Annotated in this window: 22 protein-coding genes; 11 read left to right on the top strand and 11 right to left on the bottom strand. The window is 64.8% G+C overall.

Annotated features, from left to right (window positions below; genetic code table 11):
• Window positions 1-54: 54 nt before the first annotated feature.
• Window positions 55-624: a hypothetical protein gene (locus ACETII_RS15715; RefSeq protein WP_363347530.1), complete on the top strand. Its 570-nt coding sequence runs from the start codon at window positions 55-57 to the stop codon at window positions 622-624.
• Window positions 625-704: 80 nt separating this feature from the next.
• Here ACETII_RS15715 and ACETII_RS15710 read toward each other — a convergent pair whose 3' ends face one another.
• From ACETII_RS15710 to ACETII_RS15695, 4 genes are all read right to left on the bottom strand, one after another.
• Window positions 705-1388 carry an ABC transporter ATP-binding protein gene (locus ACETII_RS15710; RefSeq protein ID WP_363347528.1) on the bottom strand — a complete coding sequence of 228 codons (684 nt, stop codon included), beginning with the start codon at window positions 1386-1388 and terminating at the stop codon, window positions 705-707.
• A gap of 17 nt (window positions 1389-1405) precedes the next feature.
• Window positions 1406-2695, bottom strand: coding sequence for a lipoprotein-releasing ABC transporter permease subunit (locus ACETII_RS15705; protein WP_472786120.1), 1290 nt, complete (start codon window positions 2693-2695; stop codon window positions 1406-1408).
• Window positions 2692-4035 (bottom strand): proline--tRNA ligase, encoded by a 1344-nt coding sequence (gene proS / locus ACETII_RS15700; protein ID WP_472786119.1) that lies wholly within the window; start codon window positions 4033-4035, stop codon window positions 2692-2694. Before proS ends, ACETII_RS15705 begins: the two co-directional genes overlap by 4 nt.
• Before the next feature lie 149 nt (window positions 4036-4184).
• On the bottom strand, window positions 4185-4766 hold the full coding sequence (locus ACETII_RS15695; RefSeq protein WP_472786118.1) for a hypothetical protein: 582 nt from the start codon (window positions 4764-4766) through the stop codon (window positions 4185-4187).
• Between the two features lie 201 nt (window positions 4767-4967).
• Between ACETII_RS15695 and ACETII_RS15690 the strand changes: the two genes are divergently transcribed.
• A complete protein-coding gene (locus ACETII_RS15690) occupies window positions 4968-6047 on the top strand; it encodes a polyamine ABC transporter substrate-binding protein (RefSeq protein WP_472786117.1) in 1080 nt (359 codons plus the stop codon).
• A 134-nt stretch (window positions 6048-6181) separates the two neighbouring features.
• On the opposite strand, the gene dnaA is transcribed toward ACETII_RS15690, so the two are convergent.
• The 6 genes from dnaA to coaBC all read right to left on the bottom strand — a co-directional run bounded on the left by dnaA (window position 6182) and on the right by coaBC (window position 11961).
• The gene (gene dnaA / locus ACETII_RS15685; protein WP_472786116.1) at window positions 6182-7675 is read right to left on the bottom strand and encodes a chromosomal replication initiator protein DnaA; all 1494 of its coding nucleotides are present in this window, start codon (window positions 7673-7675) and stop codon (window positions 6182-6184) included.
• Window positions 7676-8609: 934 nt separating this feature from the next.
• The gene (gene rpsT / locus ACETII_RS15680; protein ID WP_363347516.1) at window positions 8610-8879 is read right to left on the bottom strand and encodes a 30S ribosomal protein S20; all 270 of its coding nucleotides are present in this window, start codon (window positions 8877-8879) and stop codon (window positions 8610-8612) included.
• 138 nt (window positions 8880-9017) lie between these two features.
• Window positions 9018-9791 (bottom strand): enoyl-CoA hydratase, encoded by a 774-nt coding sequence (locus ACETII_RS15675; RefSeq protein ID WP_363347514.1) that lies wholly within the window; start codon window positions 9789-9791, stop codon window positions 9018-9020.
• Between the two features lie 27 nt (window positions 9792-9818).
• Window positions 9819-10256 (bottom strand): RrF2 family transcriptional regulator, encoded by a 438-nt coding sequence (locus tag ACETII_RS15670; protein ID WP_363347511.1) that lies wholly within the window; start codon window positions 10254-10256, stop codon window positions 9819-9821.
• Window positions 10253-10714: a dUTP diphosphatase gene (gene dut, locus ACETII_RS15665; RefSeq protein ID WP_363347509.1), complete on the bottom strand. Its 462-nt coding sequence runs from the start codon at window positions 10712-10714 to the stop codon at window positions 10253-10255. The genes ACETII_RS15670 and dut overlap by 4 nt, the downstream gene beginning before the upstream one ends.
• On the bottom strand, window positions 10711-11961 hold the full coding sequence (coaBC, locus tag ACETII_RS15660) for a bifunctional phosphopantothenoylcysteine decarboxylase/phosphopantothenate--cysteine ligase CoaBC (RefSeq protein WP_472786115.1): 1251 nt from the start codon (window positions 11959-11961) through the stop codon (window positions 10711-10713). The genes dut and coaBC overlap by 4 nt, the downstream gene beginning before the upstream one ends.
• Before the next feature lie 222 nt (window positions 11962-12183).
• On the opposite strand from coaBC, the gene ACETII_RS15655 reads away from it, so the two are divergent.
• The 3 genes from ACETII_RS15655 to ACETII_RS15645 are packed head-to-tail and all read left to right on the top strand — an operon-like array spanning window position 12184 to window position 14039.
• The gene (locus tag ACETII_RS15655; protein WP_472786114.1) at window positions 12184-12699 is read left to right on the top strand and encodes a DUF3124 domain-containing protein; all 516 of its coding nucleotides are present in this window, start codon (window positions 12184-12186) and stop codon (window positions 12697-12699) included.
• A gap of 12 nt (window positions 12700-12711) precedes the next feature.
• A complete protein-coding gene (gene recF / locus ACETII_RS15650) occupies window positions 12712-13827 on the top strand; it encodes a DNA replication/repair protein RecF (protein WP_472786113.1) in 1116 nt (371 codons plus the stop codon).
• Window positions 13828-13850: 23 nt separating this feature from the next.
• Window positions 13851-14039 (top strand): hypothetical protein, encoded by a 189-nt coding sequence (locus ACETII_RS15645; RefSeq protein ID WP_472786112.1) that lies wholly within the window; start codon window positions 13851-13853, stop codon window positions 14037-14039.
• Here the strand turns inward: ACETII_RS15645 and ACETII_RS15640 are convergent, their stop codons facing one another.
• The gene (locus tag ACETII_RS15640; RefSeq protein ID WP_363347499.1) at window positions 14040-15209 is read right to left on the bottom strand and encodes a zinc-dependent alcohol dehydrogenase; all 1170 of its coding nucleotides are present in this window, start codon (window positions 15207-15209) and stop codon (window positions 14040-14042) included. It abuts the gene before it with no gap.
• A gap of 125 nt (window positions 15210-15334) precedes the next feature.
• Between ACETII_RS15640 and recQ the strand changes: the two genes are divergently transcribed.
• From recQ to ACETII_RS15610, 6 genes are all read left to right on the top strand, one after another.
• Window positions 15335-17134 carry a DNA helicase RecQ gene (recQ, locus tag ACETII_RS15635; protein ID WP_472786111.1) on the top strand — a complete coding sequence of 600 codons (1800 nt, stop codon included), beginning with the start codon at window positions 15335-15337 and terminating at the stop codon, window positions 17132-17134.
• 56 nt (window positions 17135-17190) lie between these two features.
• Window positions 17191-17796: a glutathione S-transferase family protein gene (locus tag ACETII_RS15630; protein ID WP_363347495.1), complete on the top strand. Its 606-nt coding sequence runs from the start codon at window positions 17191-17193 to the stop codon at window positions 17794-17796.
• Window positions 17797-17988: 192 nt separating this feature from the next.
• Complete coding sequence (gene gyrB / locus ACETII_RS15625; RefSeq protein ID WP_472786110.1) at window positions 17989-20421, top strand: DNA topoisomerase (ATP-hydrolyzing) subunit B; 2433 nt, start codon at window positions 17989-17991, stop codon at window positions 20419-20421.
• Between the two features lie 28 nt (window positions 20422-20449).
• Entirely contained in the window at window positions 20450-21244 is a 795-nt protein-coding gene (locus tag ACETII_RS15620) for a HEAT repeat domain-containing protein (RefSeq protein ID WP_472786109.1), read from the top strand.
• Entirely contained in the window at window positions 21235-21528 is a 294-nt protein-coding gene (locus tag ACETII_RS15615) for a (2Fe-2S) ferredoxin domain-containing protein (RefSeq protein WP_472786108.1), read from the top strand. Before ACETII_RS15620 ends, ACETII_RS15615 begins: the two co-directional genes overlap by 10 nt.
• Before the next feature lie 84 nt (window positions 21529-21612).
• A complete protein-coding gene (locus ACETII_RS15610; RefSeq protein ID WP_472786107.1) occupies window positions 21613-22845 on the top strand; it encodes a L,D-transpeptidase family protein in 1233 nt (410 codons plus the stop codon).

Raw genomic sequence — 22845 nt, 5'->3', positions numbered from 1 at the left:
AGGAGCGCCCGCTGGCCAAGAAGCGGCAAATAATTGGTAAGGGAGAAAACTAAGATGAAAATGCGCTTTCTCGTCGCCATGACGTTGGCGACGGTCGGTTGGGTGGCTCAGGCGCACGCTCACGGCGACGTCGGCTCCAACCAGGGGCAGTGCCTGATGAAAATCGGGCCGGACACGATGAGCTTCACGGGCTATCAGCCGCTCAAGTCGCGCGAGCAGTTCTGTGACGACATCCCCGATGCGGGCCCGACCATCATCACCCTCGACGCGCAGCAGGACGAATTGCGTGATATGAACCTCGAGATGCGCGTGTTGCGCGACGTCGGCCAAAAGGACGACAACGAGAACCTCGAGGCGAATACCGAATATTATTCTCCGCCGAAGAAGTACAAGACCGGCACGCTGACCTTCGACCACAATTTCGTGAACGAAGGCAAATATATCGGCATCGTCAAGGCGAAGAGCGACGACGGCAGCAAAGAATATGTCGCCCGCTTCCCCTTCTCCGTCGGCCTCACCGCCAACAAGGAGTTGATGACCTTCCTCGTGCTCGGCGCCGCGGCCGCGGTGGGCTTCGGCTTGTGGTACAAGCACTTCATCCACGACAAGAAGAAGGCCGCCTGATCGGCAGGCCCCCGCTGCTGAGGAGCCGCCACGGCGGCGCCTCCACCGCGAGGGGGTCGACCGCGCAGCTGGCAGAGGCCTTACGTCAGTTCTTCGATGCGACCGTCGCGTAGCGTTACGCGGCGGTCCATTTGTTTGGCGAGGTCGAGATTATGGGTCGCGATGAGCGCGGCGAGTCCGGAGTGGCGGGCGAGCGTCATCAGCGTCGCGAAGACATGTTCCGCCGTGCGCGGGTCGAGATTGCCGGTCGGCTCGTCGGCAAGCAGAAGATGCGGCGCATTGGCGACCGCGCGGGCGATGGCGACGCGCTGCTGCTCGCCGCCCGACAACTCGGACGGCCGATGCGAGGCGCGCGGCCCAAGCCGCAGATACTCCAGCAACTGCTGCGCGCGGGCCTCCGCCTCCTTGCGGGCGAGACCGCAGATCATCTGCGGCACGACGATATTCTCCAGCGCCGTGAATTCCGGCAGCAGATGATGGAACTGGTAGATGAAGCCGATGGCGTCCCGGCGCAGCCTCGTGCGATCATTGTCGCTCATGCTGGAGGTCGGCGCCGAATTGATCAGGGTTTCGCCGCTGTCTTGCCGCTCGAGCAGGCCGGCGATATGGAGCAGCGTCGATTTTCCCGCGCCCGAGGGCGCGACGAGGGCCACCGTCTCGCCGGGATAGATGGCGAGATTGGCGTCGACCAGAATGTCGAGACGCGCCTCGCCCTCGCGGTAATGCCGGGCGATGTTGCGCAATTCGAGAACGGCGTCGCTCATGCCTTGGCCTTCTGCGCTCATTCGTGCCGGAGCGCTTCGATCGGATCGAGCGAGGCGGCCTTCCAGGCGGGGTAGATCGAGGCGAGAACGGCGAGCGCCAGAGTCATCGCGACGATCATCGTCACCTCCCGCATGTCGACGATCGCCGGCAGCCGCGACAGGAAATAGAACTCCGCCGGGAAAAGATTGGCGTCGAAAGCCTTGTTCAGCGCCACCCGGATCGTGTCGAGATTCTTGGCGATCAGCAGGCCGAGCAGGAAGCCCGCGAGGGCGCCCATGACGCCGATCGACGCGCCGATGATGAGGAAAACGCGCAGCACCGCGCCGCGCGACGCCCCCATGGTGCGCAGAATGGCGATGTCCTGCGTCTTGTCCTTCACCAGCATGGTCAGGCCGGAGATAATGTTGAAGGCCGCGACGATGACGATGAGCGTGAGGATGATGAAGAGGATGTTTTTCTCGACCTGCAGCGTGTCGAAGAAGGTCTTGTTGCGCTGACGCCAGTCCGTGACGATGAGCGGCCGCGCGACCGCCTTGTCGAGGCGCGCGCGAAAGAGGTCCATCTCGTCGGGATCGTCGACGAAAGCCTCGACGACCGTCGCCTCCTTGGCCTTGTTAAAGAAGAGCTGCGCCTCGGCGAGCGGCATGTAGACGAACACATTGTCGAATTCCGACATGCCGATCGAAAAGATCGCCGCCACCGTATAGGCCTTGATGCGCGGCGCGACGCCGAAGGGCGTCTGCGCGCCCTTGGCGACGAGCAGGCTCACCTTGTCGCCAACGGAGACGCCGAGCGTCTCGGCGAGACGCTGGCCGATGGCGACGCCCTCGCCCTTGTCAAATCCTTTGAGAGCGCCGCTTTTCACATTGCCGGCGATGCCCGGCAGGCGGGAAAGATCGTTTTCTCGCACGCCCCGCACCAAGACGCCCGACTGGCCGAACTGCGTCGAAATGCCGGCCGCGCCCTCGACCATCGGAACGGCGAGCTTGACGCCCTGCACGGCCGAGGTCTTCGCGGCGACCTCTGACCAGTCGGTGAAGGGCGTCTCGACGGCCTGCAGGAAGGCGTGGCCGTTGACGCCCATGATCTTGTCCATGAGCTCGCGGTGAAATCCATTCATCACCGAGGTGACGACGATCAGCGTCGCGACGCCGAGCATGATGCCGAGGAAGGAAAAGCCGGCGATGACGGAGACGAAGCCGTCCGCACGGCGGGCCCGCAGATAGCGCAGCGCCACCATCCATTCGAAAGGCGAGAAGGCCCTGGCGCCGTCCTGCGGCGTCGGGGCGGCTCCGGTCTCGCTCATGCGCCCGCCTGCTTGACCGCGGCGACGACTCGCGCCGCCGCCTCTGCGGGCGACAGCAGCTCACGCTCGCCGGTGCGCCGGTTCTTCACCTCGACGCGGCCGTCGGCGAGCCCCTTGGGGCCGACGAGAATCTGCCATGGCAGACCGATGAGATCGAGCGTGGCGAACTTCCCGCCCGGCCGCTCGTCGCGATCGTCATGGAGCACGTCGAGCCCGGCGTTTTCGAGCTGCTCGACCAGTTCGGCGCAGACCTTTCCGGTCGTCGGGTCTCCGACCTTCAGATCGGCCACGCCGACATGGAAGGGCGCGACCGTTTCCGGCCAGATGACGCCCGCGTCGTCGTGATTGGCCTCGATGATCGCGGCGACGAGACGCGAAGGGCCGATGCCGTAGGAACCCATCTGCACGACGACCTCCTTGCCGTCGGGGCCGTTGACCACGGCCTTCATGGGTTCGGAATATTTGGTCCCGAAGTAGAAAATATGGCCGACTTCGATTCCGCGCGCAGAAACTTGCGACTCGGCCGGCACGGCGGCGAAGGCGCCCGCGTCATGCATCTCGCTCGTCGCCGCGTAGCGGCTCGTCCATTGGCCGACGATCCCTTCGAGGGCCGCAACATCGTCGAAATCGATGTTTGCGGGCGGCGGCGGGAAGGACAGGAAATCCTTGTGGCAGAACACCTCGCTCTCGCCGGTCTCGGCGAGAATGATGAATTCGTGGCTCAGATTGCCGCCGATCGGGCCGGATTCCGCGGCCATCGGAATGGCGGTGAGCCCCATGCGCCCGAACGTGCGCAGGTAGGCCACGAACATCTTATTGTAGGAATGGCGGCCGGCTTCGGCGGTGAGGTCGAAGGAGTAAGCGTCCTTCATGAGGAATTCGCGCGAGCGCATGACGCCGAAGCGCGGGCGCACCTCGTCGCGGAACTTCCACTGGATATGGTAAAGATTGAGCGGGAGATCCTTGTAGGAGCGCACATAGGCGCGGAAAATCTCCGTGATCATCTCCTCGTTGGTCGGGCCGAACAGCATTTCCCGGTCATGCCGGTCGGCGATGCGCAGCATCTCCTTGCCATAGGCGTCGTAGCGGCCGGATTCGCGCCACAGATCGGCCGACTGGATCGTCGGCATCAGCAATTCGACGGCGCCCGCCCGGTTCTGCTCCTCGCGGATGATGCGGTTGATGTTGTTCAGCACTTTGAGGCCCAGCGGCAGCCAGGCGTAAATGCCGGCCGACTCCTGCCGGATCATGCCCGCCCGCAGCATCAGCCGATGCGAGACGATCTCGGCCTCCTTGGGCGTCTCGCGCAGGATGGGCAGGAAGTAACGGGACAGGCGCATGGGAGCTTCCACTCAACGATTCGGACGGGTTGGCGAGCATAACGGCCGCTCGCGGGCGGTTGAAGCGCCTAACCACGCAAAAGGCAAGCGCCTCGGGCGTGGCCGGCAGGTCGACGGGGGAGCAATTCAAGCGGGAGCCTGGCCGCCTGCTAGGTGAGGGCGCTCTCTGCGTCCGGAATTTTCTCTACGTCCGTCTCATATTTGCTGAACCAATATCCCTCCGGCGCCTTATCGCCGTGCCTGTTGAAGCACCGGCATGGGAGGTCTTTGATGGTCTTCAGCTCGCGCGCCGCCTCGTCGCCGAGGGCGTCGGCGAAGGCGCGCTCGATTTCTTCCTTTATCTTCTTTGCGGCGGCATAGCGGTCCCTATAGGTTTCCGCGCCCCCGCCCTTGACGAAGATAAACCCGCATTTCTGCATTTCCTTCATGCATAGAATATACTCGACGTAGTTCTCCTTCATGTTCTGGATTGTCGCGCGGTCGTTTTGGTGCTTCAGGCTCAGATATTTGAACCACGACCGGATCAGATGAAGATAAATGTAGAGGTCTCTCCCCGAAAAGGCGGTCGAGTCGTTCTTGCTGTCCTCGATATGCCGCTGAAACTCGACGACCGCGCGTTCGAAAGGGTCGCCGATTGTCGGCTCGCGCCTGTCGGAAAGCGGCGGGGCTGCGCTGCGCGCCCCGCCCGGAAGTAAAGAACTGAAGTAAATGAGCTTGGCTATTACTGACATCTTTTCGTCCTTATGGACGTCCTTTCGAAGGCTTCAGCAAAACTGCAATTTATTAAAATAGTTTGAGTCGTTGTTTACATTGCGGGAAGCGCGTCCGGGTCCAGAAACGGCATGCCCGCGCCCGTCGCCAAGCCCTTGGCGGGCGTGATAATCTCTCTCGATCGTCCAGCGGCGCGAGCCGCCTCAACAAGCCGCCGCCTCATGAAGAAGTTTTTCGCCGCTCTGCTTTTCGCCTTCGCCTGCGCGCCCGCCTCCGGGGCCGAGCGCGTCGTCAATATTTTCAACTGGAGCGACTATATCGATCCGGGCGTGCTGGAGAATTTCACCCGCGAGACGGGGATCAAGGTCGTCTACGACACCTACGACTCCAATGAGATGCTCGAGTCGCGGCTTCTCGCCGGCGCCACCGGATATGACATCGTCGTGCCCTCGGCGACCTTCCTGGAGCGTCAGATCAAGGCGGGCGTGCTGCAGCCGATCGACCGCAAACGGCTCGCAAACGCGGCGAATATCTGGAGCGAGATCGACGGCCGGCTGTCGCGTTACGACCCCGGCAACGCGCATGCCGTAAACTACATGTGGTACACGACCGGCGTCGCCTATAATGTCGCCAAGATCACGCAGCGCCTCGGCAAGCCGATCACCAGCTGGGACCAGGTGCTGCGGCCGGAAGCCTTGAAGAAACTCGCCGACTGCGGCGTCTATGTGCTCGATAGTCCCGAGGACGTTTTCGCGATCACGCTCAATTATCTCAAGCTCGATCCCAATTCGAAGCGCGAGGCCGATTTGAAGCGCGCGGCCGACCATCTTTCGGGACTGCGCCGTTACATCAAGAAATTCCACTCGTCGGAATATATCAACGCGCTCGCCAATGGCGACATTTGCCTCGCCATCGGCTGGGCGGGCGACAGCCTGCAGGCGCGCAACCGCGCGCGCGAGGCCGGCGCCGACGTCGATATCGCCTACGTCATCCCGGCGGAAGGCACGCTGATGTCAATGGACAATTTCGCCATCCCCGTCGACGCGCCACATGTCAAGGAGGCTTATCAGTTCATCGATTACATGCTGCGGCCGGACGTCGCGGCGCGCAACACCAAGGCGACCAATTTCGCCAATGGCGTCGGCCCCTCGCGCCCGCTCATCGACAGATCCATCGCCGACGATCCGGGCGTCTATCCGCCGGAATCGACCATGCGCCGCCTCTTCACCGTGACGACGCCCAATCAGCCCGAGCAGAAATTCATCACGCGCCTCTGGACGACGGTGAAGACCGGCAAATAGCCGCAACGCCAGAAGCGCTGTCGATAACCTGCTCCGCCGGCGCGGCCGGGCTGCTCGTCCCGGCCATCCACGCCGGGACGCAGACGCTTCAGAGTCCTACGCTTTTCCTTGCGGGCGGGACGAACGCCTGCGCATTACTGCTCGCTCAGAATTCGCTTCAACAAATCGACGACTTCCGCGAGGCTCTTGTCCTTGGAGACGAGCTCTTCGATCTTGCGCACCGCATGTAGCACGGTCGTATGGTCGCGGCCGCCGAAGCGCCGGCCGATCTCGGGCAGCGAGCGCAGCGTCAACACTTTCGACAGATACATGGCGATCTGCCGCGGGCGCACGACATTCGCGGTGCGACGCGAGGAGAGAATGTCGGCGCGCGAGATATTGTAGTGCGACGCGACGAGCTTCTGAATGTCGTCGATCTTGACGCGCTTGGGCTCCTGCGTGCGCACGAGATCACGGATCGCCGTTTCGGCCGTGTCGACCGTCAAGGGCGCGCCATTGAGCGTCACATGCGCGAGAAGGCGGTTAACCGCGCCTTCGAGATCGCGGCCGTTTGTGATGATGGTGCGCGCGACGTAAGAGACGACCTCCGGCGGCACGTGGAAACCTGGATTAGCCTCCTGCGCGGCAAAAATGCGCGCGGATAGAATCTTGACGCGCAGCGCCTCGTCGAGCGGTCCGATATCGACGCAGAGCCCGCCCTTGAAGCGGGATAGAACCCGCTCATCGAGCGTCTCCAGGTCGGACGGCGGACGGTCCGCCGCAACCACCACCTGTCGGCCGGCGTCGATCAGCGCGTTGAGCGTGTGACAGAACTCCTGCTGAATGGACTTGCCCTGCAGAAACTGCACGTCATCGATGATCAGCATGTCGATCGCGCGCAGTCTTTCCTTGAAGGCGATCGAGGTCTGTGAATTGAGCGACGCTACGAAGCCGCTCATGAAACGCTCCGCCGTCAAATAGACCGCCCGGCGGCGATTGTCGTTGGTCGCGTGGGCGAGCGCCTGCAGCAGATGGGTTTTGCCGAGCCCCACCGCGGCGTGCGCGTAAAGCGGGTTGAACATCGGCGTGTCGCCCGGACGCGCCTCCGCTACGCGGCAGGCGGCGGCGTAGGCGAGTTGATTGGAGGGTCCGACCAGGAAGGTCGAAAAAGACAAACGCCGATCGAGCGGAGAGCCGATCAGCGCGTCGCCGTCGGCCCTGGCGGGCGCACGCATCGTGCGGCGCGGCGCCATGACGACGTCAGCCGCCTCGACGCCGTTCGCCTGCGCAGGCGTCTTTTCAAAAATAAGCGTCGGCGCGTCGGGCTCGCGCTCCGCCGCCGCCTCTCGCAACTTCGGCTTGCGCGCTGTCGACCGGACGTCGATCACGACACGTTCGATCTTGTCGAATTCATTGGCCGCGCGCGCCTTGATTCGCGACGCATAGTGGGACTGCACCCAGCTCTTCAAGAATTTGGTCGGCACCGAAAGGTGCAAGGCGCCGCTCTCGACGCGATCGAGTTCGAGGCGCGTGAACCAGGAATTATAGACAGCGTCGCCGAGTTCGGCGCGAAGTCGCTGGCGAACGCGTTCCCATCGATTTTGGTGCTCCGCGGGGATTTCGTCAGCCCGCATCTCTCGGTTCGACATTGTGCTTTCCAAAAATTGCGCACGGCGCCAAATCCCCGCGTCACAAAACGCGAGCAGCGCCCTTTCCTGAAGTCAGATACGTGTCGCCGCGGCGGAACGCCGGGTGTTGGAAAAAGCTAGCGCGGCGGTCCCACCGCGCACCCCACGCCGCTGGCGTTTGGCTTGGAGTCGTCTTTACTGAAACCAACGCAAAAAACGGAAGCAACACAAAGTCGCGCGACGCCATCGCGCTCGGTACGCAGCACGCCAATCACATTGGTTCGCCGCAGTTCCGTCATGACAAAGCCCCCGGTTCCCGGGATCGAACAGAACCCGGATTTGCACTAGATTACACACAGAGCGCACGCGCCCTGAACTCAGACTGTTTGAATCAGGTCGAACGGGAAGGGAGACGATCAGACGCCTGAAGCCTTGGCTCTTTGAGGCAGGATACCGACACGACGTCGCTCCTTTGGTGCGCTCAGCCGAAAGCTGATCTGGTCAGGCGTCGATCTCTTTCGTTCGACACAAAAGAACCTACACGCGAGGCCGTCTTCTCGCAACGACCCCGGCGCCCCAGCGTCGCGCTTTTGCCGCGTCTTTGGCGCCATCCTGCGCGCGCCTTCGACTAATGTCTTTCTAAATTTATGATTCGACGCGTGTACGATCGAAACGTCGCAGGCGGCGCGATCGCGCGCTTAAGCGGCGCAATTTCGCCGGGGAGGCCTGTCAAGAGGGGCGCTGACGACGCTCTCTCGGGGTCTTGGTTGCAACAGATTGAATCATGGCGAATTTGCCTGATCACAACTTTCCCGTGAAAAAAATTATACGGCTTGTGTCTTTCCTGCTGCAGGCGCGAGACGAATAAAAAAAGGCCCGGCTGAGCCGGGCCTTTTTTGTGGGCTTTGTAACCGCGAACGAGGCATTTTGCGCGCTAAACTTGCACAATGCCCGCCTACTTGGCGGCAAGCGCCTTAACGCGGGCGCTGAGGCGGGACACCTTCCGCGACGCCGTGTTCTTGTGAAGGACGCCCTTCTGCGCGGCGCGCATCATTTCCGGAACGGCGCTCTGCAGGGCGGCGGCGGCGACCGACGCGTCGCCCGAGGCGATCGCCTCCTCGACCTTGCGCACGAAGGTGCGCATGCGGCTGCGGCGCGCGCGGTTTACCGCCGTGCGGCGCTCGATCTTGCGAACGGCTTTTTTGGCCGAAGCAGTATTGGCCATGTTCTATCTGTCCTCGAAGCTGTGGGCGGCCGCGATGGCGGCCAAAAACCGTTGCGGCCGCGAAATCGCGGCCACGTCGCGCGCCTTATAAGCGGGAGGCCTCATTTCGTCAATGGCGGCCGCCCGCTTCCGCGTCCCTTACCGGTGGCGAAAGCCGGCTTTGCGCTTTTCCACGAATGCGGCCATGCCCTCTTTCTGATCCTCCGTGGCGAAGAGAGAGTAGAACAGCCGCCGCTCGAATCGCACGCCCTCGGTCAAAGTGGTCTCGAAGGCGGCGTTCACCGCCTCCTTGGCCATCAGCGCCGCCGGCAGCGACATGGCGGCGACGGCCGCGCCCGCCTTGAGCGCCTCGGAAAGGAGGTCGGCGGCGGGGACCACCCGCGCCACGAGCCCCGCGCGCTCGGCCTCCTCCGCCCCCATCATCCGCCCTGTAAGAACAAGGTCCATCGCCTTGGCTTTGCCCACGGCGCGGGTCAGCCGCTGCGTGCCCCCGGCGCCGGGAATGACCCCGAGCTTGATCTCGGGCTGGCCGAACTGGGCCGTATCGGCGGCGATGATGAAGTCGCACATCATGGCGAGCTCGCAGCCCCCGCCGAGCGCAAAGCCCGCTACGGCGGCGATGGTCGGCTTGCGGAAGCGCGCCAACGTGTCCCAGCGGCCGATGAAGTCGCTCAAGAAGGCGTCGGCGAAACTCTTGTCGGCCATTTCCTTGATGTCGGCGCCGGCGGCGAAGGCCTTCTCCGAGCCGGTGATGACGACGCAGCCGACGCCCTCGTCCGCCGCGAAGCCGGCAAGCGCGCAATCGAGTTCGCTGATGAGCAGCGCATTCAGCGCATTGAGCGCCTGCGGCCGGTTGAGCCGCACCAGGGCGACGCGGCCGTGCGACTCCAGTTCAATCGTCTCATAGGTCATGCGGGCCTCCTCATGCGCCGGGGCGCTTTAAATCTCGAAATCGCTGGTCGGCTGTTTTTCGCCGAAGCCCTGGGCGACGGCGCGGGCGTAAAGGTCTTCGAGCGTGATGTCGTCGAGCCGGGCGAGCGTCGCCTCCTCGGTTTCGGCAATCAGCGGCTCGAGCACCGCGACGAGCAGCGCCGGCGCCTCGTCGGCTTCCTCCTCGGCGCGCAAGGCGACGCGCACGATCTCGCCGACGCAAAGGCGGCGCCGCTCGCGGGCGAGTTCATAGCCGCCGGCGGGGCCGCGGACGCTCTTCAAGATCCCCGCGCGCACCAGCGCCTGCAGCAGCGTCTCCAGACGCCGCGGCGGCAGATCGTGACGCGCCGCGAGCTCTTTGGACGAGACCGGCCGGCCGCGCGCATGGAGCGCGACGTCGAGCGTCGCCATGAGGGCGAATCGCGCGGGCCGCGGCAGAAGCTTCATTCCCCGCGCTCTCCGAGCCCGGTCGAGCCGAAGCCGCCCGCGCCGCGGGCGGTCTCCTCGAGCTCTTCACATTCGACCAGGGCCGCATGCGCGACCGGGGCGATCACGAGCTGGGCGATGCGCATGCCGCGCGTGATCTCGAAGGGCTGGCCGCCGTGATTGATGAGCAGCGCCTTCACCTCGCCGCGGTAATCGCTGTCGATCGTGCCCGGCGCATTGAGCACCGTCACGCCAAATTCGACGGCCAGTCCCGAGCGCGGCCGCAGTTGCGCCTCGAAGCCAGCGGGCAGCGCAATCTGCACGCCGGTTGGAATCAGATCGCGGGCGCCCGGCTCGAGCACGAGTTTCTGTCCGGCGGGCAGGGCCGCATAGAGATCGAGTCCGGCGGCGCCGTCGCTCGCATAGGCCGGTAGCGGCAAGCCCTCGCCATTGGTCAGACGGCGGATGGAGAGTTTCATTCGGGGGCCTCGCTGTCGGCGATGATTTCAGCAATGCGCCCGACAAGGCGTGCGGCGACCGCCTCCTTGCTCATGCGCGGCCAGCTCTCGACGCCGCCGCTGGAGACGAGATGCGCTTCATTGGCGTCGCCGCCGAAAACGCCAGACCCCTCGGAGACGTCGTTGGCGACGATGAGATCGCAGCCCTTGCGGTTCAGCTTCTGTCGCGCGTGGGCGATGACGTCGCAAGTCTCGGCGGCGAAGCCGACGACGAGGCGCGGGCGTCGCGACGCGCGCGCGACGCTTGCGAGAATGTCGGGGTTCTCGACCAGAGAGAAAGCCGGCGCCGAAGCCCCCTGCTCTTTCTTGATCTTGTGAGCGGCCGCTTCGACGCGCCAGTCGGCGACCGCCGCCGCCCCAATGAACACATCGGCCGGCAGCGCGTCGTTGACCGCGGCGAACATCTCGCGCGCGCTTTCGACGCGCACGACCGCGCAGCCTTTTGGATCGGGCAGCGTCACCGGCCCGGACACGAGCGTCACCCGCGCGCCGGCGGCGGCCGCCGCCGCGGCGATCGCGTGGCCCTGCTTGCCGGAGGAACGGTTGGCGATATAGCGCACTGGATCAATCGCCTCATGGGTCGGGCCCGAGGTCACGATCACGTGGCGGCCCGAGAGCGGGCCTGCCTTGACGAGCGGCAGCGGCAGACGCGCGTCGCCTTGGAGCGCGGCCTCGACCGCGGCAGCGATGTCCAACGGTTCGCTCATGCGGCCGGGCCCATACTCGCCACAGGCCATATCGCCCTCCTCCGGCCCGACGAACAGGGCGCCATCCTGTTTCAGCGTCGCGACGTTGCGCTGCGTCGCCGCCGCGAGCCACATGCGCAGATTCATCGCGGGCGCGTAGAGCGCGCGCTTGTCGGTGGCGAGCAGAAGCGTGGTGGCGAGATCGTCGCAAAGCCCCTGCGCCGCGCGGGCGAGAAGATGCGCCGTCGCCGGCGCGACGACGATCAGATCGGCCGCGCGCGAGAGCTGGATATGGCCCATCTCCTGTTCGTCGGTCGGCGAGAAAAGGTTCTCGTGAACCTTCTCGTTCGTCAGGCTGGCGAAGGCGAGCGGCGTGACGAATTCCTTGGCGGCGGCGGTCATGACGACCCGCACCCGCGCGCCGCGCTCGCGCAGCCGGCGCACGAGATCGAGCGACTTATAGGCCGCGATCCCGCCGCCAACGATCAGCAGAATCGTCTTGCCATCAAGGCTTTGCCTCAAGTTAAACCCCGCCGAGCGCGCAAATTTCCTCTCCCGTAGGGCGCGGAGAATACAGATTTTGGGCGCGGCGCCAAAGCGGCGATAGGGGACGTGGTCAAAGCGGGGGTTTGGCGTTGGACCTTTGGCGTCGACGCGTTTAGGTTTACGCGCGTTTGGCGCCACGACCTGCCTTCAGGCCTTTCCTCAATGATGTACATGACAGTTTCAGAAAGAAGCCGGCGCTTGCTCGCTCTCGGCGCGGCCCTCGCCGCGCTTTTTGCCGCCGACGCTGTCTCTTCACGCGACCGGGACCAGTCCGCGGTCATCGTCAGCCCCGAAGCGACCGCGCCCCCGCCGGAGCAGAAGCTTTCCAACCTCGGACGCAGCTTCGTGCCGCTGCACTCGACCCTCATCGGACAAGGCGGCGTGACGCGGCTCAATTTCTCGGCGACGCTCTCGATCCACAATGCGTCGGCGACCCATGTCCTCGCCGTGCAGCAAATCGACTATCGCAGCGGGTCGGGCCAGCTTGTCGAGAGCTATCTTCCCGCGCCGATCTATCTGAAGCCCTATGCCTCCCTGCAGGTCATCATCGCCCAGGACGACGTGCGCGCCGGCGTCGGCGCGAGCTTCACCGTCGACTGGGGCGCCGCGGCGGGCGCGGACGAGCCCGTGGTCGACGCGCTCATGGCGTCCTTCGTCGGAACGCGCAGCTATAGCTTCCTCTCGCCGGGCCGGCGCGTGTCGCGCCCGCAATGACGCGCTGACGCGATGACTCTGCCCGCGCCGCGCCTGCGGCGCCTGTCGCTTTCCGATTATCGTTCCTATGCGCAGGCGCGCTGCGAGATCGACGCGCAGCTTGTGGCGCTTGTCGGGGAAAACGGCGCCGGCAAGACCAATGTGCTCGAGGCTTTATCGCTGTTCTCGCCCGGCCGGGGCCTGCGTCGCGCCGAGCTCGGCGACTGCGCGAGGCGCGGCGGCGCCGGCGGCTTTGCGGTCTCGATCGAGATGGAAACCGATGGCGCGGCCACGCAGCTCGGACATGGCCTGACGTCTGAAGGGGAGCGGCAATTTCGCATCGATCGCGCCCCCGTCGGCTCTGCGCGCGCCTTCGCCGACCATCTGCGCGTCCTATGGCTGACGCCCGCGATGGACGGATTGTTCAATGGCCCCGCCGGCGAGCGTCGGCGTTTCCTCGACCGCCTCGCGCTGGGCGTCGACGCGGATCACGGCGCGCGCGTCAACAAGCTCGAGCGCGCTTTGCGCAATCGCAACCGCCTGCTGGAGGACGGCGACTCCGACCGCCGCTGGCTCGATGCGACGGAACAGGAAATCGCCGCGCTCGGCGTCGCCGTCGCCGCCGCGCGCCGCGAGACCGTCACCCGTCTTACCGCCTTGATCGTGACCCGAGAAAGCGCCTTTCCCTGGGCCGAGGCGTCGATCGACGGCGAGATCGAGAACATGCTGGCCGAAGCGCCCGCGCTTGCCGTCGAAGAGCATTTCCGCCAGACGCTTTCAGCGACCCGCCGCCGGGACGCCGCCGCGGGCCGAACGCTCACGGGGCCGCAAACCAGCGACCTCCTCGTCCGCCATGGCCCGAAGCAAGAGGCCGCGCGCGACTGTTCGACTGGCGAGCAAAAGGCGCTGTTGATGGGGTTGACGCTGGCGCATGCGCGTCTCGTCGGCGAAATGACCGGCAAGGCGCCATTGCTCCTTCTCGACGAAGTCGCCGCCCATTTCGATCCGAAGCGGCGCGAGGCTTTGTTCACCGAATTGGAGGCGCTCGGCGGGCAAGTATGGATGAGCGGCGCCGATCCGCTGCTCTTCGCTTCGCTGAGGGGCCGCGCGGAAATATTTCAGGTGACGCCGGGAAAGCTTACGCGCTAGCCGGAACCAAGACAGGAGACGCCATGCATTGGCACGTTTATGCAATCATCGCCGGCGTTGCGGCGCCTTGGATCATCCTCGGCAAAAGCCTGCGCAACACCTTCAAGGAAGGCGGCGTCGTGACCGGCCTCTCGGTCTGGGCCGGCATGTCGGTCTTCACGACGCTCGTCGCGCTGCTGATCGGCTGGATCGCCGCCAAGCTTATCGGCTGACTACGGCTGCAGCATCACCTTGATGCAGCCGTCTTTATGATTGCGGAAAGTCTTGTACATCTCCGGCCCTTCCTCGAGCGCGGCGCGATGCGTGACGATGAAGGAGGGATCGATGTCTCCCCGTTCGATGCGCTCCAGAAGACGCGGCAGATAGCGCTGCACCGGCGTTTGCGCCATGCGGAACGTCAGGCCGCGATTGATCGCCGATCCCATGGGGAATTTGTCGATAAAGCCGCCATAAACCCCGACGACGGAGACCGTGCCGAAGTTGCGGCAGCAGTGAATCGCTTGCCGCAAGACATGCGGCTGATCGGTGCCGAGGAAGGTCGCGACCTTGACGCGATCGATCATCGAATCGATGCTGGCGGTTGGATCGGGCTCGGTGCCGACCGCGTCGATGCAGGCGTCGGCGCCGCGGCCATTGGTCATGCTCTGGATGGCGTCGTAGATATCGGCTTTTGAGAAATCGAGCGTCTCCGCGCCGGCCTTTTCCGCGAGCGCCAACCGCTCCGGCACGTTGTCGATGGCGATGACGCGTTCAGCTCCGAGCATGAAGGCGCTGCGGATGGCGAACTGCCCGACGGGGCCGCAGCCCCATATGGCGATGGTGTCGCCGGGTTTGATGTCGCAGAACTCGGCCGCCATATAGCCAGTGGGGAAAATATCCGAGAGAAACAGCGCCTGATCGTCGGCAAGCGACTCCGGCACCTTGATCGGTCCCGAATCAGCGAAGGGCACGCGCAAATATTCCGCCTGGCCGCCGCGATAGCCGCCGAGCAGATGCGAATAGCCGTAAAGGCCCGCGGGCGAGTGGCCCCAGAGTGTCTCGGCCTTCTTATGGTCGGGATTGGTGCGCTCACACGCGGAATAATAGCCATGCTGGCAGAACCAGCAGTCGCCACAGGAGATGGTGAAGGGAACGACGACGCGATCGCCGACCTTCAAATTCTTGACGGACGAGCCGACTTCCACGACTTCGCCCATGGTTTCGTGGCCCAAGACGTCGCCGTCATGCATCTGCGGGATGACCCCGTCATAGATGTGCAGATCGGAGCCGCAGATCGCGCAGGCGGTGACCTTGATCACGACGTCGCGGGGATCTTCGATCCCAGGGTCCGGGATGCTCTCGCAGCGAATGTCTCCTTTGCCGTGAAAGGTGAGCGCTTTCATGTGCGAAGCTCCGATTCGGCCAGATGGCCGCGCGCCAACGCGCGCCCCCCGTGGTCAACGTATCCGGATGGCGATCGTTCCAGGGCCCGGTATGGCGCGGTCCACGCCTGTGCTATTGCACGCACATGCCCCAGCTTCCCCCGCAGGCGCGCGCGCTTCTCAAATCCGTCTTCGGCTACGACGACTTCCGGCCTGGCCAGGCGGAGATCATCGCCGCCGTGCTCGAGGGCGGCCCGGTGCTCGCCGTCATGCCGACCGGCAGCGGCAAATCCATGTGCTACCAGCTTCCGGCGATCATCGAGGAAGCGCTGACCGTCGTGGTCTCGCCGCTCATCGCGCTGATGCGCGATCAGGTGCGGCAGATGCGGGCGCTCGGCGTCGCCGCGGCGACGCTCAATTCGACGAACAGCGCCGAAGAGAACGAGGACGCGCGCCGCGCCATGCGCGCGGGCGATCTGCGCCTGCTCTTCGTCTCGCCGGAGCGTCTGCTGATGGACGGACTCATCGCCGATCTGCGCCGCGCGCGGCCGCGTCGCCTCGCCATCGACGAAGCGCATTGCGTCTCGGAGTGGGGCCACGACTTCCGCCCCGAATATCGCGACATCGGCCGCGCCGCGGAAGCGCTCGGCAAATTGCAGGTCATCGGCCTCACCGCCACCGCCGACGCCGCGACGCGCGCGGACATCGCCGCGCGTCTCTTCCCGTCGTCGCCGCAACTCTTTCTGCACAGCTTCGACCGGCCCAACATTGCGTTGAACTTCGCCGTAAAGGACCAGCCGCGGCGGCAATTGTCGCGCTTTCTCGAACGCCACAAAGGCGAGAGCGGCATTGTCTACTGTTCGTCGCGCCAGCGCACGGAAGACCTCGCGCGTTACTTTGCCGATCAGGGCCATGAAGCCCTCGCCTATCACGCCGGCCTCGATCAGGAGACGCGCAACCGCAACCAGGACCGTTTCCTTCGTGAAGACGGCGTGATCGCGGTCGCGACCATTGCCTTCGGCATGGGCGTCAACAAGCCGGATGTGCGCTTTGTCGCCCATGCCGACATGCCAGGCTCCGTCGAAGCCTATTATCAGGAGATCGGCCGCGCCGGCCGTGACGGGCTGCCCGCAGATACGCTGACGCTCTACAGTCTCGACGATATGGCGTTCCGCCGCCGCCGGATCGACGAGAAGGAAATCGGCGAAGAGCGGCGACGCATCGAGCATGAGCGTTTCTCCGCGCTGGCCATGCTCTGCGAGACGCCGCGCTGCCGGCGCCAGACGTTGCTCGCCTATTTCGCCGAGGAAGCGCCACCCTGCGGGCGCTGCGACCTGTGCGAGGGAAAGGTTGCGGTTTTCGACGGGGTCATCCCCTCGCAAAAGGCGCTGTCCGCGGTCTATCGCACCGGGCAACGCTTCGGCGCCGGCCATATCGCCGAGGTGCTGAGAGGCGAGCCGACCGAGGCGGTGCGCCGCCATGGACATGACGCAATCAAGACCTTCGGCGCCGGCAGGGAACATTCAAAACCGGAATGGGCCTCGATTCTGCGCCAGCTTTTCGCCGTCGGGGCGCTGCAATCGGCGAGCGCGGAACACGGCGGCTTCGCGCTGACGTCGAAGGGCGAGGACATTCTATTCGGCCGCGAGACGATCCTTCTACGCAGCGACCCGCTGACGCCGCGCGATCGCCGCCGCCGCAAAGAGGCGCCAAGCCTCGACGAAGCAACTGACCGCATTCTCGCCGCGCTGAAACGCAAGCGGCGCGAACTCGCGCAGGAGGAAGGCGTGCCGGCCTACGTCATCTTTGCCGACCGCACGCTGATCGACATGGCGGAAAAGCGTCCGGCGACGCTCGACGAGATGCTGAGCGTTCATGGCGTCGGCGAGAGAAAACTCGCGCGCTATGGCGACGCTTTTCTGGAGGCGCTGAACGAGGCGCTGTGAAGCACGATTCTCTGGCGCCACTGTTGCAAAACGGGCGCAATAGAAAGGCTGCTTGCATGAAATTCTACATGACCCCCGGCTCCTGCTCGACGGGCGTTCACATCCTGCTCGAAGAGATCGGCGTCGTTTTCGAAGCCTATGTGCTCAACCTGCCGCGCGGCGATCATCTCAAGCCCGACTATCTCGCCATCAATCCGCACGGGACGATCCCGACGCTGGTGCGCGACGACGGCGTGGCGCTCACGGACTTCGTCAGCATTGCGACATGGCTGGCCGAAACCTATCCGCGCCGCAAGCTCATGCCGGACGATCCGGCGCTGGCGGAGGAGGCCCGCGCCATGCTCGAATTCTGCACGCGCCACATTCATGGCGAAGGCTTTCGCCGCGTCTTCACGCCCGAACGTTATGGCGGCGACCGCGAGACGACGATCGCGGAAGGCCAGGCCATCGCGACCTCCGCCTTCGACGCCGTCAACAGCGCGCTCGCGGGCCGGGATTATGTCGCCGGCGGCTTTTCCATCGCCGATGCGGCGCTGTTCTATGTCGAGTTCTGGGCGGCGAAGACCGGCATGACTCTGCCGCCCAATTGCCTGGCGCATTACGCGCGCATGAAATCGCGACCCGCGGTTGTCCAGGTGCTGGCGGAAGAAGGCTATCGCTGAGAGCGGGAAACAAAAGCCTCGCAAGTCGACGGCGGCCCCTGTAGAAACGCGTGGAGGACCCAGAAACCACGTTTACAATCAATCGTTTGTAAACATCGAAAATCGCTTTTTCCGGCGTGCATTTGGCTTGCAAAACAGCGTAAAATGCGCTCTACGAATCATGAGAGGCCAAGCCTCCGGAAAAGCGGGCAGATGAGCGAGAACGACCAGATCAGAGACCCTTCGGAATATGGCGCTGAATCCATCAAGGTGCTGCGCGGCCTCGACGCCGTCCGCAAGCGTCCGGGCATGTATATCGGCGACACGGATGACGGCACCGGCCTTCATCACATGGTCTATGAGGTCGTCGACAACGCCATCGACGAGGCGCTCGCCGGCCACGCCACGCGCGTCACGGTCACGCTGAACGCCGACGGCTCCTGCACCGTCACCGACAATGGCCGCGGCATTCCGACCGACATCCACCCCGAAGAAGGCGTGTCGGCGGCCGAAGTCATCATGACCCAGCTCCATGCGGGCGGCAAGTTCGACCAGAATTCCTACAAAGTTTCCGGCGGCCTCCACGGCGTCGGCGTTTCGGTGGTCAACGCCCTCTCGGTCTGGCTGAAGCTGCGCATCTGGCGCGGCGGCAAAGAACATTCCATGGAGTTTTCGAACGGCGACGCCGTGGGCAAGCTCGAGATCGTCGGAGACGCCCCCGTCGAGGACGGCGCGCCCAAGCGCGGCACGGAAGTCACCTTCCTGCCCTCGTCCGCGACCTTCACCATGGTGGATTTCGATTATGCGACCATCGAGCACAGGTTGCGCGAACTCGCCTTCCTGAACTCCGGCGTCCGCATCATCCTCACCGACGCCCGCCACGCCGAGGTGAAGCGCGAGGAGCTTTTCTACGAAGGCGGGCTCGAAGCTTTCGTGCGCTGGCTCGACCGCGCCAAGCAGCCGCTGGTCTCTTCGCCCATCCTCATCAAGGGCCAGCGCGAGCACATCAACGTCGAAGTCGCGCTGTGGTGGAACGACAGCTACCACGAGAATGTGCTGGCCTTCACCAACAACATTCCGCAGCGCGACGGCGGCACGCATCTCGCGGGGTTCCGTGCGGCGCTGACCCGCCAGATCACGGGCTATGCGGATTCATCCGGCCTCACCAAGCGCGAGAAGGTCGATCTCTCCGGCGACGACTGCCGCGAGGGGCTCACCTGCGTCCTGTCCGTCAAGGTCCCCGACCCCAAGTTTTCGTCGCAAACGAAAGACAAGCTGGTCTCCTCCGAAGTGCGTCCGGCGGTCGAAAACGTCGTGAACGAACTTCTCGGCCAGTGGCTCGAGGAGCATCCGGCAGAGGCGAAAAACGTCGTCTCCAAGGTCGTCGAGGCGGCGGCCGCGCGCGAAGCGGCGCGCAAGGCGCGCGAACTCACGCGCCGCAAGGGCGCGCTCGACGTCGCAAATCTGCCCGGCAAGCTCGCCGACTGTCAGGAGCGCGATCCGGCCAAAGCGGAACTCTTCATCGTCGAGGGCGACTCGGCCGGCGGCACCGCCAAACAGGGGCGCGACCGCGCCTTCCAGGCCGTCCTGCCGCTGCGCGGCAAGATCCTCAACGTCGAGCGAGCGCGCTTCGACAAAATGCTGTCCTCGGAACAGATCGGCACGCTGATCACAGCGCTCGGCACCGGCGTCGGACGCGACGAATTCAACGCCGACAAGCTGCGCTATCACAAAATCATCATCATGACGGACGCCGACGTCGACGGCGCCCATATTCGCACGCTGATCCTCACCTTCTTCTACCGGCAAATGCCGGAGCTGATCGAGCGCGGCCACGTCTTCATCGCCCAGGCGCCCCTCTACAAGGTGACCAAGGGCAAATCGACGCAATATCTCAAAGATGAGCGCGCGTTGGAAGATTATCTCATCGACAGCCTGCTCGACGGCGCGGTGCTGCGCACGGGGACGGAAGACCGCGCCGGCTCCGATCTGCGCAAGGTGCTCGAGGATGCGCGGGCCTTCCGCACCATCATGGGCGCCCTGCACTCGCGCTACGACCGCAACGTCGTGGAGCAGGCGGCGATGGCCGGCGCCCTCGCGCCGCAGACCGACGAGGCCGAGGCCACGCGACTCGCGACGCTCGTGGCGCAGCGTCTCGACGCCATCGCGGAAGAGACGGAACGCGGCTGGACCGGCGAGGTCCGCGACGGCGGTTATGTCTTCCGCCGCACGTTGCGCGGCGTGGCGCAGGCGGTCGTTCTCGACGCGGCGATGCTCAATTCCTCCGAAGCGCGCAAGCTGCATGAACGGACCGAGAGTCTGCGCGACGTCTTCTCGGCGCCGGCGACGTTGATCCGCCGGGGCGACGAGGCGCCGCTGTCCGGTCCGATTGCGCTCTATGACGCCATGGCCCAGATCGGCCGCAAGGGCCTCACGGTGCAGCGCTACAAAGGTCTCGGCGAGATGAACGCCGAGCAGCTCTGGGAAACGACGCTCGACCGCGAAGCGCGCTCGCTGCTTCAGGTGCGCGTGAAGGAAGCGGCCGAGGCCGACGATATCTTTGTGAAGCTCATGGGCGACGTCGTCGAGCCCCGACGCGAATTCATCCACGAGAATGCTTTGAATGTCGCCAATCTAGACGTGTAGCGGGGCTTCGGCCCCCGAGTATTGAGTTATGAAAAAGCAAGACCTTGTTACGCTCTTCGAGCGCACGCTCGCCTGCGATTACGACGACGACAGCGCATGGGAGGCGGTCAACGCGCTCAGAAAGAGGGGCGGTCGAGAGGTCTTCGGCACAGCGGCGCAATGGCTCAAATCCCCGCGACCCTTGGAGCGCGCGCGCGGGGCCGATATTCTGGGCCAGATCGGGGTCGGTCCCGGACGCCCGCACGAATCGCCGGCGGAAGCCTGCGAACTGCTCATCGAACTGTTGCTCAACGAGCAGCACCCGCGCGTGGCGGCTTCGGCGCTCATCGCGCTCGGCCATATCGAGGATTCGCGGGCGCTGCCGGTGATCTACAGATTTATCGGACATGAGGACGCGGTGTTGCGGCACGCCGTCGCCTTTGCGCTGGGCTGCTTCGTCAAAGACCCGGCCAGCCATCCCGGGCTTATGCTGCTCATGATCGACGCCGACCAGGATGTGCGTGACTGGGCGACTTTCAGCCTTGGCGATCTGGGCGATCTCGATTCGCCGCGCGTGCGTGAAGCGCTCGCCGCGCGGCTCGACGACGCCTTCGAAAGCGTCCGGATCGAAGCCATCGCCGGCCTGGCGAAACGTCACGACCTTCGGGTGCTTTCGGTGCTGATCGAAACGCTCGAGGCGCAGGAAGATCCCGAGCAGAAGCTCATCGACGCCGCCTGCGCCCTGCTGGGGCTCGGCAGAGAGCCCGCCGGCTGGACGGGCCTCGATTACGCCGAGGCCCTGCGCGCGCGCTTCAACGGCGAGGCCACGCCAAAGTGGCAATAGCGGCCGGAAGTCGAACCATCCGCCTTCTTATTTGCGTCGGGCCGCGCTGCGACGCCGAGGGACGCGGGCGCGCGCTGCTCGACAAGGCGCAGGCGTCTCTGAACGAGCGCTTCGCGGAGGCGTTTGCAGAGGGGCGGCTCGCGATCGCCACGCGCGACTGCCTTCGGCTCTGCACCCGCGATCCTGTCGTGCGGCTCGAGCCTTCGGGCGAGGCATTCTCCAACCCCGATCTGGAAGATCTCTTGCGCGACGTGATATGCGCGCTGGAGGCGACGCAAAAATAACCCGCGCCGCCGCTTCCGCCTTTCGTGCGGGCGCTAGATAGAATGGCGACAGTCGGCGCGAGTGGCGCCGGCGGAGCGCCTCCCATGAGAATGAAGTCTTACGCCGCAGCCATTGGGCTGCTGGCCGCCGCAATTTTCTCCCTGCCCCTGGGCTCGGTCTGGGCTGAGCCCGCCGAAGGGCCGCCCGCGGATGCGCGCGAGGCGGAAAGACCAACGCAGGCGCTTCCGAGCTACGGGCCCGAAACCGAAAGCGCGACGCTCCAGGCCGCGCGGCGATATGCGGATATTGCGGCGTCCGGCGGCTGGCCGCGAATCCACCGCCCGCTTCACCCGGACTCCTATGGCAAGCCCGTCGCCGATCTTCGCAGGAGGCTCGCGCTCGAAGGCTATCTGCCTGAGGCCCAAGCCCGGGACGGCGACGAGAACTGGGACGACGAACTCGGCGACGCCGTGAGGCGCTTCCAGGCGCATGTTGGACTGGAACAAACCGGGGAGGCGTCGCGTCAGACCCTGCGCCAGCTCAACGTTGCGCCTGCAGCGCGCGCCCGCGCCCTCTCTGCGACGGCCGCGCGGCTCTCAAAAATGCGATTCCGCTTCCCCGAACGTTATGTGGCCGTCAATCTTCCCGCCGCCTCCGTCGAGGCGGTTGAAAACGACGAAATGCAGGCGCGCTATGACGCCATCGTCGGCGGCAAGCGCAACCGCTCCCCTCAGATCACGGCGCGGATCGTCTCGGTCGACATCAATCCGACCTGGACCGTCCCGGCCTCGATCATCCGCAAGGAGCTGGCGCCGAAACTGCGGCGCAATCCGAAATATTTCGAGCGCGAGAACATCAAGGTGCTCGATGGCCGCGGCCGTGAAGTCGACCTGCAGCGGCTGCGGCGCCTCTCAGCCGCGCGCGCGGCGAATTTTACCTTCCGCCAGGAGCCCGGCCCCAAGAATGCGCTCGGCTCGCTGAGGCTGTTCATGCCGAATAAGGAGCAGGTGTTCATGCACGACACGCCCAGGAAGGATTTGTTCGACAAGAACTATCGCTTCCTCTCGCATGGCTGCGTGCGCGTGGAGGGCGTTTACGACCTCGCCGCCTGGCTTCTCGACGACGGCTCGCAGCAATGGGACGAAGCGGCGTTGCGCGACAAAGTCGACGAGGGCGCTAGCGAAAAGATCGAACTCAGCGATCCAACCGCCGTGGCGTGGGTCTATATGACCGGCTGGGCCACGGACGACGGCCCGGCTCATTTCCGCCGGGACATCTATAACCTCGACAAGGGCGCAAAGCCGCCGCCGCGCGGGAAGGCCTTCGCGAGCCGATGA

It is taken from the genome of Methylocystis sp. NC52PC, from assembly GCF_055698645.1.
Note: the sequence above shows the minus strand (reverse complement) of the source record. Positions and strands in the feature narration are given on the sequence as shown.

Bases quoted from the DNA above. Each gene is read 5' to 3' on its own strand.
- recF (WP_472786113.1), top strand. From the start codon at position 12,712: ATGACTCTGCCCGCGCCGCGCCTGCGGCGCCTGTCGCTTTCCGATTAT.
- proS (WP_472786119.1), bottom strand. From the start codon at position 4,035: ATGCGCCTGTCCCGTTACTTCCTGCCCATCCTGCGCGAGACGCCCAAG.
- recQ (WP_472786111.1), top strand. From the start codon at position 15,335: ATGCCCCAGCTTCCCCCGCAGGCGCGCGCGCTTCTCAAATCCGTCTTC.
- ACETII_RS15715 (WP_363347530.1), top strand. From the start codon at position 55: ATGAAAATGCGCTTTCTCGTCGCCATGACGTTGGCGACGGTCGGTTGG.
- gyrB (WP_472786110.1), top strand. From the start codon at position 17,989: ATGAGCGAGAACGACCAGATCAGAGACCCTTCGGAATATGGCGCTGAA.
- ACETII_RS15690 (WP_472786117.1), top strand. From the start codon at position 4,968: ATGAAGAAGTTTTTCGCCGCTCTGCTTTTCGCCTTCGCCTGCGCGCCC.
- dut (WP_363347509.1), bottom strand. From the start codon at position 10,714: ATGAAACTCTCCATCCGCCGTCTGACCAATGGCGAGGGCTTGCCGCTA.
- dnaA (WP_472786116.1), bottom strand. From the start codon at position 7,675: ATGTCGAACCGAGAGATGCGGGCTGACGAAATCCCCGCGGAGCACCAA.
- ACETII_RS15675 (WP_363347514.1), bottom strand. From the start codon at position 9,791: ATGACCTATGAGACGATTGAACTGGAGTCGCACGGCCGCGTCGCCCTG.
- ACETII_RS15695 (WP_472786118.1), bottom strand. From the start codon at position 4,766: ATGTCAGTAATAGCCAAGCTCATTTACTTCAGTTCTTTACTTCCGGGC.
- rpsT (WP_363347516.1), bottom strand. From the start codon at position 8,879: ATGGCCAATACTGCTTCGGCCAAAAAAGCCGTTCGCAAGATCGAGCGC.
- ACETII_RS15630 (WP_363347495.1), top strand. From the start codon at position 17,191: ATGAAATTCTACATGACCCCCGGCTCCTGCTCGACGGGCGTTCACATC.
- ACETII_RS15705 (WP_472786120.1), bottom strand. From the start codon at position 2,695: ATGAGCGAGACCGGAGCCGCCCCGACGCCGCAGGACGGCGCCAGGGCC.
- ACETII_RS15620 (WP_472786109.1), top strand. From the start codon at position 20,450: ATGAAAAAGCAAGACCTTGTTACGCTCTTCGAGCGCACGCTCGCCTGC.
- ACETII_RS15610 (WP_472786107.1), top strand. From the start codon at position 21,613: ATGAGAATGAAGTCTTACGCCGCAGCCATTGGGCTGCTGGCCGCCGCA.
- ACETII_RS15645 (WP_472786112.1), top strand. From the start codon at position 13,851: ATGCATTGGCACGTTTATGCAATCATCGCCGGCGTTGCGGCGCCTTGG.
- ACETII_RS15640 (WP_363347499.1), bottom strand. From the start codon at position 15,209: ATGAAAGCGCTCACCTTTCACGGCAAAGGAGACATTCGCTGCGAGAGC.
- ACETII_RS15670 (WP_363347511.1), bottom strand. From the start codon at position 10,256: ATGAAGCTTCTGCCGCGGCCCGCGCGATTCGCCCTCATGGCGACGCTC.
- ACETII_RS15710 (WP_363347528.1), bottom strand. From the start codon at position 1,388: ATGAGCGACGCCGTTCTCGAATTGCGCAACATCGCCCGGCATTACCGC.